This is a genomic window from Quadrisphaera sp. KR29 (assembly GCF_052644995.1).
The window spans coordinates 181,385-196,602 of record NZ_JBQXXG010000006.1 but is presented as its reverse complement, the minus strand read 5'-3'; the positions used below and the strand labels follow the sequence as shown (position 1 = coordinate 196,602).

Below are 15,218 nucleotides of genomic sequence, written 5' to 3'. Positions count from 1 at the left end.
TCCCACCACTCAGCCCGTCCCGCCGCCCAGCGCGGTGCCCAGCGCGGTGCCCGGCGCGGTGCCGATGGCGGAGCGCACCGGGCACGCCCAGGTCCCCTCGACGCTGACCAGCCGCACGCCCTCGGACTCCAGCCAGGCGAGCACGCGCTCGGCCTCCTCCGCCGAGCACGCCGGCGCGGGGGGCGCGGGGGCGGGCACCACCTCCGCGGTGGCCCGCAGCGCCTCCACCGCGGGGCGGGGGTCCGCGCCGGGCGGGGTGGTGGTGGTGCCCGCCAGGCGGCCGTGGCGCACCACCACCAGCTCCCAGCCCCCTCCCGGGCGGCGCCGGGCGGCGACCACCTCCGCGGCCGCCGCCAGGGGCGCGAGCCGCTGCGCGCGGGCGGCGCCGCGCAGGAAGGCCAGCGACCTGTCCCGCACCACCCCCGCCTCCTCGTAGCGCTCGGCCGCGGCCAGCGCCGCCAGCCGGGCCCGCGCCGCGGCGACGACCGGCGCCGGGTCCGCGGTGAGCGCCGCGCGCGCGAGCTCGGCCACCTCGCCGTAGGCCTGCGGGGACGCGGCGCCGGTGCACGGCGCACCGCACCTGCCGATCTCGTGCAGCGCGCAGGCCGCGGCCCCCGCCGCGGGCCGCAGCGGCAGGCGGGCGGAGCACCGGCGCAGCGGCAGGGCGTCCTGCACGGCCTCCACCGCGGCCTGCGCGGACCGGGAGGAGCTGAAGGGGCCGAGGTAGGCGGCACCGGCGCCGGCGTCGTCGCGGACCTCCCGCACCACCGACAGCCGCGGGTAGGGCTCCGCGGTGAGCTTGACCCACGGCAGCCGCTCCGGCCGCCGCGACCGCCGGTTGAAGTGGGGGTCGTGCTCGGCGATGAGGCGCAGCTCGCGCACCTGCGCCTCCAGCGGGGTGGCGCACACCACCGGGGTGACCGAGGTGGCCAGCTGCACCATCTCGGCCATGCGGGTGCGCTTCTCCGCCGCGGTGAAGTAGCTGCGCACCCGGGCCCGCAGGTCACCGCTGGTGCCGACGTAGAGCACCCGGCCGCCGGCGTCCTTGAACAGGTACACCCCGGGCGCCGAGGGCAGGCCGTCGGCCAGGGTGCGCTTGCGCCGCACCTGCTCCGGCACCGCGGGGGCCACCTGCACGAGGTCCCCCAGGGTGGTCACCCCCAGGGAGCCCACCCGGGCGAGCAGGGCGTGCAGCACGTCGACCGTGGCCCGGGCGTCGTCGAGGGCGCGGTGGGTGGGGGTGGTGCGCGCGGACAGGTGGCGCGCCAGGGTGCCCAGCTTGTGGTCGCGCACCTCGCCGCGGGCCAGCACCGCCCGGGCCAGGCGCAGCGTGTCGACCACGGGCGGGGCCGGCCACTCCCGCCCGGTCGCCGCGCACGCGGCCCGCAGGAAGCCGGTGTCGAAGGGGGCGTTGTGCGCCACGAGGACGCCGCCGCGCAGCAGCTCGAGCAGCGGAGCGAGCACCTGCCCGATGCTCGGCGCGTCGGCCACCATCGCGTCGGAGATGCCCGTGAGCGCGGTGATCTCGCGCGGGATGGGCCCCGGCGGGCGCACGAGCGCCCCCAGCTCGGCCACCACCTCGCCGCCGCGCACGCGGACGGCGCCGACCTCGGTGATCGCGCAGGTGGCGGCGGAGGCGCCGGTGGTCTCCAGGTCGACGACGACGAAGTCGACCTCGTGCAGGCCGGTGCCGGGGTCCAGGCCGCCGAGCGCGGCGAGGGCTGCGGACGGCGACGCGCCGCCGTCGCCGGCGTCGTCGTCCCACAGGGGGAGCGTGGAGGGTGCGGGAAGCGCCACCCCGCGGACGCTAGGCGCCACCCCCGACAGCCGGGCCCGGGCGCCCGTAGCATCGTGCCGTGGCGGGACGGCACAGCGCGGCCCGCGAGCCGGAGCGCGAGCAGCTCCCGCCCCAGCAGGTGCCGCCCGAGCTCCCCCGCCGCCGCGAGCTGCACCGCCGTGAGCTGCACCGCCGTGAGCTCCGCCGCCGCCGCGGCGGGTCCGGCGCCGCCGCGCGGCTGCTCACCGGCCTCCTCGCGGTCGCGGCCGCCGCCGTGCTCGGCACCGGTGCCGCCCACCTGCTGGACCGCCCCGAGGGCGTCTCGGCCACCACCGCCGGCAGCGCCGGGGGGGCCGCTGCGCCCGCGCCGGCCGGCTCCCCTGGCGACTCCACCGCCGGCGCCCCCTCCGCGCTGCGGGCGGTCCAGGCGCTGCTCGACGCCCGCGCCGCCGCGCTGCTGGCCCGCGACGAGGGCGGCTGGGAGGCGGCGGTCGCCGCCGACGCCTCCGTGACCCCCGGGGGACGCCCCGCGCTGCAGGCCTACCGCGAGCGCACCGGTGAGGTCTTCGACCGGCTCGGGCCGGTGCCGCTGGGCGGCTGGGCGTGGCAGGTCACCGGCAGCGGCGCCCCGCTCCCGCCCGAGCGCGCCCAGGAGCTGCCCGCGGGCAGCTGGGTGGCGCGGACCACGCTGGTCTGGTCGGTGCGCGGGGCGGGGGAGGACCCGGTGCGCCGCCAGCAGGACCTCACCGTGGTGCCCAGCGGGGACGGCTGGGCGGTGGCCGACGACGCCGACGGCGAGACCGTGCCCGACCTGTGGGACCTGGCCGACGTGGAGGTGGTCACCTCCCCGCGGGCCGTGGTCGTCGGCACCGCCGCGCGCGCCGAGCTGGACCGCGCGGCGCGGCTGGCCACCACCGGCGCGCAGGCCGTCGACGCGGTGTGGGGGACCGGCTGGCCCCGCAGCACCGTGGTGGAGGTCCCCGCCGACCAGGAGCAGATGGCGCGGCTGCTGGGCCGCGAGGACGACACCGGGCTGGACCAGATCGCCGCCGTGACCACCGGGGAGCTCGTGGGGGGCAGCGGCGCGACCCGCGGCGACCACGTGGTGGTCAACCCGCAGGGCTTCTCGCAGCTGGCCGCCCGCGGCCAGCAGGTGGTCCTCACCCACGAGCTGACCCACGTGGCGACCCGCTCCGGGGCCACCCGCGCGGTGCCGCTGTGGCTGTCGGAGGGCTTCGCGGACTGGGTCGGCTACCGCGGGACGGGCCTGTCGCAGGAGGCGGTGGCCGCAGACCTGGCCGCGCAGGTGAGGGCCGGCAGGGGACCGAGGGCGCTGCCGAGCGCCGACGACTTCGACCCCGCGAAGAGCCCTGACGTCGGGCCGGCGTACTCCAGCGCGTGGCTGGCCGTGGACGCCCTCGCCGAGCGCCACGGCGACGCCGCGGTGGTCGAGCTGTACCGGGCGGCCTCGCGCGAGGGCCCGGCCACCGACGACGCCGACACGGCGCTGGACGCGGCCCTGGGCTCGGTCATGGGCACCGACAGGGCCGAGGTCGAGCGGCTGTGGCGGGCCCGGCTGGCCGAGCTGGCCCGGTGAGCACCCTCGTCGTCACCAACGACTTCCCTCCCCGCGCCGGGGGCATCGAGTCCTTCGTGCACGAGGTGGTGCTCCGGCTGCCGGGCCCGGTGGTCGTGCACACCCGCCGCCACCCGGCGCTCGCCGGCGCCCAGCGCGCCCTGGACGCCGAGCTCGCCGCCCGCGGCGTCACCGTCGTGCGCGACCCGCGCACCCTGCTGCTGCCCACCCCCGCGCTCGCGGCCCGCGTCGCCGCGACGGCCCGCGCCCACGGCTGCGACCGGGCCTGGTTCGGCGCCGCGGCCCCGCTGGGGCTGCTGGCCCCGGCGCTGCGCCGCGCCGGCGTGCGGCGCACCGCGGCCACCACGCACGGCCACGAGGTGTGGTGGGCGCGCCTGCCCGGCCCGCGGGCCGCGCTGCGCGCGGTCGCCGCCCGCAACGACGTGCTGACCGTGCTCGGCCCGGTCACCGGCGCCCCGATCAGCGCCGCCCTCCCGCCGGCGCTGCGGGAGCGGGTGGTCGAGCTCTCCCCGGGGGTGGACGCGGCGCGCTTCGGGCGTCCCCAGGACGAGGACGGCGGGCGGGCCCTGCGCGCCCGGTGGGGGCTGTCGGGCCGCCCGCTGGTGCTGTGCGTCTCCCGCCTGGTGGCCCGCAAGGGCCAGGACGTGCTCCTGCGCGCGCTGCCCGCCGTCCAGCGGTCCGTCCCCGGCGCGGCGCTCGTGCTGGTGGGGGAGGGACCGAGGCGCGCCCACCTGGAGCGCCTCGCGGACTCCCTGGGGCTGCGCCGCGGCCCGGGCGGTGACGTCGTGCTCACCGGCCGACTGCCGGGGGCCGAGCTGGCGGCCGCCCACGCCGCCGCCGACGTCTTCGCCATGCCGTGCCGCGACCGCCTCGGCGGCCTGGAGACCGAGGGCCTGGGCATCTGCTTCCTCGAGGCCGCCGCGAGCGGCCGGCCCGTGGTGGTCGGCAGGTCGGGCGGCGCGCCCGGCGCCGTGCGCGACGGGCGGACCGGCCTGCTCGTGGAAGGCACCGACCCCGCCGGCGTCGCCCGGGCCCTCACCTCGCTGCTGGCCGACCCGGCCCGCGCCCGCGCCCTGGGCGCGGCGGGCCGGGCCTGGGTGCGCGAGGCGTGGGGCTGGGACGAGCGCGCAGCGGCCCTGGCTCAGCTCCTGGAGCCGTAGAGCTCCTCCACCGCCGCGGCGTGGGCGGCGAGCACCTGCCGGCGCCGCAGCTTCAGCGACGGCGTCAGCAGCCCGTTCGCCTCGGTGAAGTCCTCGGTGAGCACCGCGAACCGCTTGATGCCCTCGGCCCGGGAGACGGCGGCGTTGGCCTGGTCGACCGCCTCCTGCAGCACGGCGCGCACGCCCTCGTCGCGGGCGGCGGCGGCCACGTCGAGCACGGGCATGCCGCGGGCGCGCAGCCACCCGGGCAGCACGTCGGCGTCCAGGGTGAGCAGGCAGGCCACGTAGGGGCGGGCGTCACCGACCACCAGGGCCTGGCTGACGAGGGGGTGGGCGCGCAGGCGGTCCTCGAGCACCGCCGGGGCGACGTTCTTGCCGCCGGCGGTGACGATGATCTCCTTCTTGCGCCCGGTGATGGACAGGAAGCCCTCCTCGTCGAGCGCGCCGAGGTCACCGGTGCGGAACCACCCGTCGGCGTCGAAGGCCTCGGCGTCGGCGGCCGGGTCGTGCCAGTAACCCGTGCACACGTGGGGGCCCTTGACCAGCACCTCCCCGTCGGCGTCGATGCGGATGGAGCAGCCCGGCAGGGGCCGGCCGACGGTGGCGACCTTGACGCGCCCCGGCCGGTTGACGGTGGTGGGGGCGGTGGTCTCGGTCAGGCCGTACCCCTGCAGCACCGTGATGCCCACGCCCTTGAAGAAGTGGCCCAGGCGCTCCCCGAGCGGCCCGCCGCCGGAGACGGCGAACTCGGCGCGGCCCCCGAGCGCGGCCCGCAGCTTGGCGTAGACGAGCCTGTCGAAGACGGCGTGCTGCACGCGCAGCCCCACGCCCGGGCCGCGCCCCCCGTCGGCGCGCGCGTCCTGGGCGCGGCTGTAGGCCTCCGCGACGGCGGCCGCCCGGGCGAAGACCTTCCCCTTGCCGCCCTCGATGGCCTTCTGCTCGGCGCTGGCGTAGACCTTCTCGAAGACGCGCGGCACCGCGAGCACGTAGGTGGGGCGGAAGGTGGCCAGGTCGCGCGTGAGGTCCTTGCTGTCGGGGGTGTGCGCCAGCGTGGAGCGGCCCGCCAGGCACAGCACCTGGATGAAGCGGGCGAAGACGTGCGCCAGCGGCAGGAACAGCAGCGTGGAGGCCCCCGCGGAGAAGACCTCGGGGATGGCGGCGACGGCGTTGCGCGAGAGCACCACGAAGTTGGCGTGGGTGAGCTGGCAGCCCTTGGGCCGCCCGGTGGTGCCCGAGGTGTAGATGATCGTGGCGAGGTCGGCGCCAGTGACGGCCGCGCGGCGGCGCTCCAGCTCGGCCTCGTCGACGGCGAGGGAGGCGTCGCGCCCCAGCGCCTCGAGGGCGTCGAACCCGCCGTCGTCGATGACCCACACCCGCGAGCTGTCGAGCTCGGGGGTCTCCCCGGCCACGGAGGCGAGCAGGTCGCGGTGGCGCGGCTGCTCCACGACCGCGGCGGTGCAGCCGGAGTCGGAGATGATCCAGGCGGCCTGCTCGGCCGAGGAGGTCTCGTAGACGGGCACGGTGACCGCGCCGGCCCACCAGATGGCGTAGTCGGCCAGGGTCCACTCCAGCCGGGTCCGGCTCAGCAGCGCCACCCGGTCACCGGGGGCCACCCCGGCGGCGGCCAGCCCGGCGGCGAGGGCCCTGACGCGGCGCACCACCTCGGCGGCGCCCAGCTGCTCCCAGCCCTCGCCGACCGGGCGCGCCAGCAGGGGCAGGTCCGGTGACTCCGCGGCCACCTGCACCAGGAGGTCGGTCACGGACTCGGCGGGGTCGACGGCGACGGCCAGGGGCTCGGCTCGCTCGATCACTGCACTCCCTCGATCACAGCACGTCCTCGGGCGGGTCGGCGGGTCGGTGCCGACTCTAGCGAGGCCGGTAGCGTCCAGCGCCGTGAGCACCCCTACCGGCGCAGACCGGTCCGCACTGACCGTCGGCGTGGACATCGGCGGCACCAAGATCGCGGCGGGGGTGGTGGACGCCTCCGGCGCGGTGGTGGCCCGCACGCGCCGGGAGACCCCGGCCCGCGACGTGGGCGCGATCGCCGCCGCCGTCGTCGACGCGGTCACCGAGCTGCGCCGCGGCCACGACGTGGCCGCCGTCGGCGTGGCCGCGGCGGGCTTCGTGGACGCCGACCGCTCGGTGGTGACCTTCGCCCCCAACCTGGCCTGGCGCGACGAGCCGGTCAGGGCCGACCTCGAGGGCGCCCTGGGCCTGCCCGTGGTGGTGGAGAACGACGCCAACGCCGCGGCGTGGGGGGAGTTCGCCCACGGCACGGGGCGGCGCGCCAGCAGCTCCGGGCACGAGGTGCACGACATGGTGCTGCTCACCATCGGCACGGGCCTGGGCGGCGGCATCGTCATCGGCGACCGGCTGCTGCGGGGGGCCAGCGGCTTCGCCGGCGAGCTCGGGCACATGAGGGTGGTCCCCGACGGCCACCCGTGCGGCTGCGGCAACCGCGGCTGCTGGGAGCAGTACGCCTCCGGGCGCGCGCTGGTGCGCGAGGCGCGGGCCATGGCCCGGACCGGCTCGCCGCTGGCGGCGCACCTGCTGGAGCTGGCGGGCGACGACCCCGAGGCCATCCAGGGCCCCACCGTCACCCGGGCGGCGCTGGAGGGGGACACCTCGGCGGTCGAGCTGCTCGCCGACCTCGGGCGCTGGATCGGCGAGGGGGCCGCCAGCGTGGTCGCCGCGCTGGACCCCTCCCTCGTGGTCGTCGGCGGCGGGGTCTCCGAGGCCGGCGACCTGCTGCTGGCCCCCGCGCGCACGGCCTTCGCCCGCCAGCTCACCGCGCGCGGGCACCGTCCGCCGATCGCCGTCGAGCTGGCCTCCCTGGGCAACGACGCCGGGATGATCGGCGTCGCCGACCTGGCCCGGATCGGCTAGAGCCGGGCCCCGTCGTCGCCGTCGTCCTCGCGGTGGCTGGGCAGCCGCAGGACCAGGGTGACGAACCCCGCCACGAACCCCAGCACCGCCGCCAGGACGACGACGGGGGGCAGCGGCGGGCGCAGGACCACCACGACGACGAAGAAGAACGGCACGCCGAGCACGCCCGCCCACGGCAGCCAGGTGCGCCAGCCCGCGCGCGGCAGCGGCGGGGGCTCCGGCGGGGTCCAGTGCTCCTCGGCGAGCGGGTCGGCCTCGGTGCCGCCGCGGCCGTCGGGCAGCCGCGGCGCCGGCTCGGCGGGCCCGGCCGGCTCGGGCCGGTCCGTCCGCCGCCGGCGCAGCTCGGTGGGCGGCGCGGCGGGTGGCGCAGGAGGTGCCGGGGGCGCCTGCTGCTCGGGCCGCTCGGGCCGCTCGGGCCTCTCGGGCCGCTCGGGCCGCTCGGGCCGCTCGGGCTCGGAGGCGGGGTCGTCCCAGTGGGCGAGGATCTGCGCCCACGCGGCGTCGACGTCGACGCCCTCGGGGTCAGGACCCCCCGGCGTGCCGGCGGTGCTCACAGCCTGCCCACCAGCTCGAGGGTGGCGGCGCTGATGCGGGGGGCGTCGTGGTCGAGGGTCGCCACGTGCAGGCTGCGCGCCAGCACCTCCTCGCGGACGTCGGCGGAGCCGACGCGCTCCAGCACCAGCGCGCTGGAGGAGGCGGGCACGACGTGGTCGACGGCGGAGCGCAGCAGCACCACCGGCTGGTGCACCAGCGGCAGGTCGCGGCGGACGCCGGCCAGGCCCTCCACCAGGGAGGCCGCGGCGGTCAGCGGCACCCTGTCGTAGGCCAGCTCGACGGCCCCGGGGCGGGCGAGGTCGCCGCCGATCGCCGGCGCGGTGCGCTCGCGGCCGGGGCGCCCCAGCAGCCCCAGGCGGGCCAGCAGCGGCAGCGCCGCCAGGCGGCGGTCGGACAGGCGCACCGCGGGGTTGACCAGCACCAGCCCGGCGACGTCGGCCGGGTGGTCGGCGGCGAGGCGCAGGGCCAGGCCGCCGCCCATGGACAGGCCCCCCACGACCACGCGGTGGCCGGCGGCGCGCAGCAGCCCCAGCTCGGCGCGGACCGCCGCGAGCCAGTCCGGCCAGCGCGTGCGCGCCAGCTCCTGCCAGGTGGTGCCGTGGCCCGGCAGGCGCGGCAGCCTCACCACCAGACCGGCGCCGGCGAGGTCCTCGGCCCACCCGCGCAGGCCCTGCGGGCTGCCGGTGAAGCCGTGGCACAGCAGCACGGCGGGCGCGCCCGGGACAGCACGGGCGGCGGCACCGGCGGCCGCGTCGCCGGCGGAGAAGGCCTCGGCGCCGGCCAGCACACCCACGCCACCATCGTCGCACGCTGCGGGCACGCGGAGGGCGCCCCTATGGTTGACCCGGGCCCGTGCGCCCACACCGCCCCACGAGGAGGACCGGGTGCTCTACTGGCTGTTCAAGGCGGTGCTCTACCCGGTCCTGACGTCGCTGTTCCGGCCGGAGGTCAAGGGCCTGGAGCACGTGCCGCTGACGGGTCCGGCGGTGCTGGCGAGCAACCACCTGTCGGTCTCGGACTCCTTCTTCCTGCCGCTGATGGTGCCGCGGCGGGTGAGCTTCATGGCCAAGGCCGAGTACTTCACCGGCCGCGGGGTCAAGGGGCGCCTGACCGCCGGCTTCTTCAAGGGCGTCGGCCAGCTCCCCGTGGACCGCTCCGGGGGCAAGGCGAGCCAGGCCGCCATCGACCTGGCGCTGCAGGTGCTCGACAGGGGTGAGCTGTTCGGCATCTACCCCGAGGGCACGCGCAGCCCCGACGGCCGCCTCTACCGCGGCAAGACCGGTGTGGCGCGCGTGGCGCTGACCAGCGGCGTGCCGGTGCTCCCGGTGGCCATGCACGGCACCGACGCCGTCCAGCCGATCGGCCGGCGCATCCCGCGCATCCGCCGCGTGGGCATCACCATCGGCGCACCGCTCGACTTCTCCCGCTACCAGGGCATGGAGAACGACAGGTTCGTCCTGCGCTCGGTGACCGACGAGATCACCTACGAGATCATGCGGCTGTCCGGCCAGGAGTACGTCGACGTCTACGCCGCCACCATGAAGGACAAGCTGGCGGCCTCGGCCCGCGAGCGCCGCGCCGCCGCGCGCGGCGGCGCGCCGCAGGCCGCGGGCCCCGAGGTCCTCGCCGCCGGGCCGGGGGCCGACTCGACCAGCCGGCGCGCCCACGAGCCGGAGCTGGGGCCGGAGGAGCTGGGCGACGTCGGCACCGCGCTGCCGGTCGACGCTCCCGACGCCCCGGAGCCCCCCCAGCAGCCGTCCCGGTAGCCTTCCCCGGTGCCCGACGCGACCGCTCCCGCAGTCCACCGGCCGTTCGGGGCGGTGCTCACCGCGATGGCGACGCCCTTCACCGCCGACGGCGCCCTGGACCTGCCCGCCGCGCAGGCGCTCGCGGAGCGCCTCGTGCTGGAGGGCAACGACGGCCTCGTCGTGGCCGGCACCACGGGGGAGTCCCCGACGCTGGCCGAGCACGAGCACGACGCGCTGCTCGCCGCCGTGGTCGAGGCGGTGGGCTCGCGCGCCCACGTCGTGGCCGGGTGCGGCAACAACGACACCGACCACACCCTGCGCCGGGTCCGGGCCGCCGAGAAGACCGGCGTGCACGGCCTGCTCGTGGTCACCCCGTACTACAGCCGGCCGCCGCAGGAGGGCCTGTACCGGCACTTCACGGCCGTGGCCGACGCGACCGGCCTGCCGGTGATGGTCTACGACATCCCCGGTCGCACCGGCACGCCCGTCTCCACCGAGGTGCTCCTGCGCCTGGCCGAGCACCCTCGCGTGGTGGCCGTCAAGGACGCCAAGGACGACCTGTTCGCCTCCTCGCAGGTGATGGCCGCCGCCGGCGGCGAGGGCGGCCTGGCCTACTACTCCGGCAGCGACCAGCTCAACCTCGCCCACCTCGCGCAGGGGGCGGCCGGCGTCGTCTCGGTGGTGGCCCACGTGGCCGCCGCCCAGTACGCCGCGATGGTCGCGGCCGTCGACGCCGGCGACCTGCCCGCTGCCCGGGCGCTGCACACCCGGCTGCTCCCCGCCGTCACCGCGATCATGACCCGCACCCAGGGCGCGATCATGGTGAAGGCAGCGCTGGAGCTCACCGGAGCCATCCCCAACCGCCACGTGCGCCTGCCCCTCGTGGAGGCCACCGACCAGCAGGTCGAGCAGCTCAGCTCCGACCTGCGAGGAGCAGACCTGCTGTGACAGCACCCACCGCCCAGTCCGACGGCCAGGGCCCCGGCCAGCCGCTGGGCCCGCCCCCGAAGCTCGCCCGCGGCACCCTGCGGGTGGTCCCGCTCGGAGGGCTCGGCGAGGTCGGCCGCAACATGGCCGTCCTGGAGATCGACGGCAAGCTGCTGGTCATCGACTGCGGGGTCCTCTTCCCCGAGGACCACCAGCCCGGCGTCGACCTGATCCTGCCGGACTTCAGCTACATCGCCGACCGCCTCGACGACGTCGTCGCCGTCGTCCTCACCCACGGCCACGAGGACCACATCGGGGCCGTGCCGTTCCTGCTGCGGCTGCGGCCCGACATCCCGCTGGTGGGCTCCACCCTCACGCTGGCCTTCGTGGAGGCCAAGCTCAAGGAGCACCGCATCCAGCCGTACACCCTGGCGGTGCGCGAGGGGCAGGTCGAGCAGCTCGGCCCGTTCGAGTGCGAGTTCGTGGCGGTCAACCACTCCATCCCCGACGCCCTGGCCGTCGCCGTGCGCACCAGCGCCGGCACGGTGCTGCACACCGGCGACTTCAAGATGGACCAGCTGCCGCTGGACGGGCGCATCACCGACCTGCGCGCCTTCGCCCGCCTCGGCGAGCGCGGCGTGGACCTGTTCATGGTCGACTCCACCAACGCCGAGGTGCCCGGCTTCACCACCGCCGAGCGCGAGATCACCCCCGTGCTCGACAGGGTCTTCGCGACGGCGCAGCGCCGGCTGATCGTGGCGAGCTTCGCCTCGCACGTGCACCGCGTGCAGCAGGTGCTGGACACCGCCCACAAGCACGGTCGCAAGGTCGCCTTCGTGGGCCGCTCGATGGTGCGGAACATGGGCGTCGCGGCCGACCTGGGCTACCTGGACGTGCCCAAGGGCGTGCTGGTCGACCTCAAGCAGGTCGACGACCTGCCCGACGCCAAGGTCGTGCTCATGTGCACCGGCTCGCAGGGCGAGCCGATGGCCGCGCTGAGCCGGATGGCCAACCACGACCACCGCGTCCAGGTGGGCCCCGGCGACACGGTGGTGCTCGCCTCCTCCCTCATCCCGGGCAACGAGAACGCCGTCTACCGCGTCATCAACGGGCTCGTGCGCCTGGGCGCCACCGTGGTCCACTCCGGCAACGCCCGCGTGCACGTCTCCGGCCACGCCAGCGCCGGTGAGCTCCTGTACTGCTACAACATCGTCAAGCCGAAGAACGCCATGCCGGTGCACGGCGAGGTGCGCCACCTGCACGCCAACGCCGACCTGGCCGTGAGGACGGGCGTCCCGCGCGAGCGGGTGCTCATCACCGACTGCGGCACCGTGGTGGACCTGCGCGACGGGCGCGCCCGCATCGCCGGCCAGGTGCCCTGCGGGTACGTCTACGTGGACGGCTCCTCGGTGGGGTCCATCACCGACGCCGACCTCAAGGACCGCCGCATCCTGGGCGACGAGGGCTTCATCTCCGTCTTCGCCGTCATCGACTCCTCCACCGGCAAGGTCGTGGCCGGGCCCGAGGTGCACGCCCGCGGCGTCGCCGAGGACACCAGCACCCTGCAGTCGATCGTGCCGCGGGTGGCCGACGCCCTCGCGCAGGCCGTCAGCCAGGCCTCCCAGGGCGGCGGCGGGGTCGACACCCACCAGCTCCAGCAGGTGGTGCGCCGCGTCGTGGGCCGCTGGGCGGGGACCTCGCTGCGCCGCAGGCCCATGATCATCCCGGTGGTCGTCGAGGCCTAGTTCCTCCCGGCGTGGGGCCTGTGTGAGGGATGTGACGACCGGTTAGCGTGGCCGCATGGCCGCCCGCTCGCCCTCTCGCGCCCCCGCGAAGCCTCGCGCCGCCGCGAAGAAGCCGCGAGCCGCCGCCGCGGCCCACGCCAGGCCCCGCGCCCCGTGGCCGCTGCGCGCGGCGCGGGGCGCCTGGATGGGCGTGGCGCACGCGGTGGGCGGCAGCGCCCGCCGTGGCCGGCCCGACGCCTCCGCCGTCGACCCCGACGTGCGCCGCGACGGCGTCGGCCTGGCGCTGGTCGCCGCGGCCATCCTCGTGGCGGCCGTGGAGTGGTGGGGCCTGCCGGGGACCTTCGGCGACGTCGTCCACGCCGTCGTGGCCGGCACGGTGGGCAAGGTCAGCCTGGCGCTGCCGCTGGCGCTGGGGGTGCTCGCGCTGCGCCTGCTGCTGCGTCCGGACGCCGGCAGCGAGAACAGTCGCGTCCTGGTCGGGCTGTCCGCCATCGCCGTGGCCGTGGCGGGCGTGCTGCACCTCGGCGGGGCACCGGGCCTGAGCCCGGTCGGCGACCTCGCCGCCGTCCGCGAGGCCGGCGGCGTGCTCGGCTACCTCGTGGCCACCCCTGTCGACGCCGCGGTCGGGCAGGCGCTGGCGTACGTGCTGCTCGCGCTCCTGGGGGTCTTCGGGGTGCTGGTCACCACCGCGACGCCCGTGCACCTGGTGCCGCACCGGCTGGGCCTGCTGTACCGCACCCTCACCGGCGGTGACGACGTGCACGGCCGGTACGGCGAGGACGACCCTGACGGCGAGCTCGAGCGCCGCCAGCTGGGCCGCGCCCGCGGCGACCGCCACGGCGACGAGGCCTACGAGCAGGCCATGGAGCGCGAGGCCGAGGCGAAGCCGAAGCGGCGCCGCCGCGGGGCTGCCGAGGACGACAGGCCCGCCTTCGAGGAGCAGGCCTCCGCCGCCCCGGCACCCGACGGGGCGCCCGAGGAGGTCTTCGACCCCTTCAAGGACTTCGGCACCGAGCCCACCACCGCGGTCGCCACCGACGAGCCCGGGCCCGAGGCCCCCGGGGAGCCGGCCGGCCCCCGCCGCTCCTCGGCGGCCGGGGTCACCGCCCACGCCAAGGGCTCCGCGCTGCAGGCGCCGCCGACCACGCAGCTGCCCCACCGCGTGGAGCAGATGGCGCTGGCGTTCACCGGCACCTACGAGATGCCGCCGGACGACGTCCTCAAGCACGGCGAGGGCCACGCGACGCGCACCGAGGCCAACGACCGCGTGGTCGACGCCCTCACCGGCGTGCTGGAGAACTTCTCCATCGACGCCCGCGTCGCGGACTTCACGCGCGGCCCGACGGTCACCCGCTACGAGGTGGAGCTGGGCACCGGCGTGAAGGTGGAGAAGGTCACGGCGCTGTCCAAGAACATCGCCTACGCCGTGGCCAGCGCGGACGTGCGCATCCTGTCCCCGATCCCCGGCAAGTCCGCCATCGGCGTGGAGATCCCCAACACCGACCGCGAGGTCGTCGTCCTGGGCGACGTGCTGCGCTCCGACGTCGCCCAGCGCAACACCCACCCGATGGTCATGGGCATCGGCAAGGACGTCGAGGGCGGCTACGTCATCACCAACCTCGCCAAGACGCCCCACCTCCTGGTCGCGGGCGCCACGGGCGCGGGCAAGTCGAGCTTCATCAACTCCATGATCACGTCGATCCTCATGCGGGCCACGCCCGACCAGGTCCGCATGATCCTCGTGGACCCCAAGCGCGTGGAGCTCACCGCCTACGAGGGCATCCCGCACCTGCTCAGCCCGATCATCACCAACGCCAAGAAGGCCGCCGAGGCGCTCGACTGGGTCACCCAGGAGATGGACCGCCGCTACGACGACCTGGCCATGTACGGCTTCAAGCACGTCGACGACTTCAACGCCGCCGTCGACGAGGGCCGCGTGGAGCCGGTCGAGGGCAGCGAGCGCCAGCTGCGCCGCTACCCCTACCTGCTCGTCGTGGTCGACGAGCTGGCCGACCTCATGATGGTCGCCCCCCGCGACGTCGAGGCCTCCATCGTGCGGATCACCCAGCTCGCCCGGGCGGCCGGCATCCACCTGGTCCTGGCCACCCAGCGGCCCTCCGTCGACGTCGTCACCGGCCTGATCAAGGCGAACGTACCCTCCCGCCTGGCCTTCGCGACCAGCTCGCTGGCCGACTCCCGCGTCGTGCTCGACCAGCCGGGCGCGGAGAAGCTCATCGGCCAGGGCGACGCCCTCTTCCTGCCCATGGGCTCCTCCAAGCCGGCCCGCGTGCAGGGCGCCTGGGTCAGCGAGTCCGAGGTCGAGCGGGTCGTGCAGCACGTCAAGGCCCAGGCTGCGCCGGACTACGTGCAGGACGTCGTCGCGCCCAGCACCGCCCAGAAGATCGCCGAGGACGTCGGCGACGACCTCGAGCTCATGCTCGCGGCCGCCGAGCACATCATCACCACGCAGTTCGGCTCCACCTCGATGCTGCAGCGCAAGCTGCGCGTGGGCTTCGCCAAGGCGGGGCGCCTCATGGACCTGCTCGAGCAGCGCGGCGTGGTGGGTCCCTCCGAGGGCTCCAAGGCCCGCGACGTCTACGTCAAGCCCGACGACCTCGACGAGGCCCTCGCCCGCCTGCGCGGCGACGCCGCCCGCGAGCCCGTGCACGTGCCCGACGGCGCCACGCAGGTGGTGGACCTGGCCGAGGGCGAGGGCTGGGACGACGGCGCCGAGGACGGCTACGGCGCGGACGGCGAGGCGACCTCCGAGGACGCCTGGCAGCTCACCGACAGGTACTGAGCCGGTCGAGCGGTCCGCGGGGG

The 15,218-nt window shown here is 76.9% G+C and carries 11 protein-coding genes; 7 read left to right on the top strand and 4 right to left on the bottom strand.

The window, feature by feature from the left end:
- Positions 1–9: 9 nt before the first annotated feature.
- A complete protein-coding gene (locus tag ACUN9U_RS07810) occupies positions 10–1,797 on the bottom strand; it encodes a DEDD exonuclease domain-containing protein (protein WP_445484373.1) in 1,788 nt (595 codons plus the stop codon).
- 59 nt (positions 1,798–1,856) lie between these two features.
- Between ACUN9U_RS07810 and ACUN9U_RS07805 the strand changes: the two genes are divergently transcribed.
- Together ACUN9U_RS07805 and ACUN9U_RS07800 are read left to right on the top strand one after the other, a co-directional pair.
- Positions 1,857–3,374 carry a hypothetical protein gene (locus tag ACUN9U_RS07805; RefSeq protein WP_445484372.1) on the top strand — a complete coding sequence of 506 codons (1,518 nt, stop codon included), beginning with the start codon at positions 1,857–1,859 and terminating at the stop codon, positions 3,372–3,374.
- Positions 3,371–4,534: a glycosyltransferase family 4 protein gene (locus ACUN9U_RS07800; RefSeq protein WP_445484371.1), complete on the top strand. Its 1,164-nt coding sequence runs from the start codon at positions 3,371–3,373 to the stop codon at positions 4,532–4,534. The genes ACUN9U_RS07805 and ACUN9U_RS07800 overlap by 4 nt, the downstream gene beginning before the upstream one ends.
- Here ACUN9U_RS07800 and ACUN9U_RS07795 read toward each other — a convergent pair.
- The gene (locus ACUN9U_RS07795) at positions 4,516–6,345 is read right to left on the bottom strand and encodes an AMP-dependent synthetase/ligase (RefSeq protein ID WP_445484370.1); all 1,830 of its coding nucleotides are present in this window, start codon (positions 6,343–6,345) and stop codon (positions 4,516–4,518) included. The two genes, ACUN9U_RS07800 and ACUN9U_RS07795, sit on opposite strands and share 19 nt — an antisense overlap.
- A gap of 82 nt (positions 6,346–6,427) precedes the next feature.
- On the opposite strand from ACUN9U_RS07795, the gene ACUN9U_RS07790 reads away from it, so the two are divergent.
- Positions 6,428–7,420, top strand: a complete 993-nt coding sequence (locus ACUN9U_RS07790; protein WP_445484369.1) for an ROK family glucokinase — start codon at positions 6,428–6,430, stop codon at positions 7,418–7,420.
- Here ACUN9U_RS07790 and ACUN9U_RS07785 read toward each other — a convergent pair.
- Positions 7,417–7,974 carry a hypothetical protein gene (locus ACUN9U_RS07785; protein WP_445484368.1) on the bottom strand — a complete coding sequence of 186 codons (558 nt, stop codon included), beginning with the start codon at positions 7,972–7,974 and terminating at the stop codon, positions 7,417–7,419. The two genes, ACUN9U_RS07790 and ACUN9U_RS07785, sit on opposite strands and share 4 nt — an antisense overlap.
- Positions 7,971–8,768 (bottom strand): alpha/beta hydrolase, encoded by a 798-nt coding sequence (locus ACUN9U_RS07780; protein WP_445484367.1) that lies wholly within the window; start codon positions 8,766–8,768, stop codon positions 7,971–7,973. Before ACUN9U_RS07780 ends, ACUN9U_RS07785 begins: the two co-directional genes overlap by 4 nt.
- Before the next feature lie 91 nt (positions 8,769–8,859).
- On the opposite strand from ACUN9U_RS07780, the gene ACUN9U_RS07775 reads away from it, so the two are divergent.
- Genes ACUN9U_RS07775 through ACUN9U_RS07760 form a run of 4 tightly spaced genes read left to right on the top strand, consistent with a single transcriptional unit; the run spans position 8,860 to position 15,195 of the window.
- Entirely contained in the window at positions 8,860–9,741 is an 882-nt protein-coding gene (locus ACUN9U_RS07775) for a lysophospholipid acyltransferase family protein (RefSeq protein ID WP_445484366.1), read from the top strand.
- 9 nt (positions 9,742–9,750) lie between these two features.
- The gene (gene dapA, locus ACUN9U_RS07770) at positions 9,751–10,671 is read left to right on the top strand and encodes a 4-hydroxy-tetrahydrodipicolinate synthase (protein WP_445484365.1); all 921 of its coding nucleotides are present in this window, start codon (positions 9,751–9,753) and stop codon (positions 10,669–10,671) included.
- Entirely contained in the window at positions 10,668–12,395 is a 1,728-nt protein-coding gene (locus ACUN9U_RS07765; protein ID WP_445484364.1) for a ribonuclease J, read from the top strand. Before dapA ends, ACUN9U_RS07765 begins: the two co-directional genes overlap by 4 nt.
- Positions 12,396–12,450: 55 nt before the next feature.
- On the top strand, positions 12,451–15,195 hold the full coding sequence (locus ACUN9U_RS07760) for a DNA translocase FtsK (RefSeq protein ID WP_445484363.1): 2,745 nt from the start codon (positions 12,451–12,453) through the stop codon (positions 15,193–15,195).
- Positions 15,196–15,218: the final 23 nt, after the last annotated feature.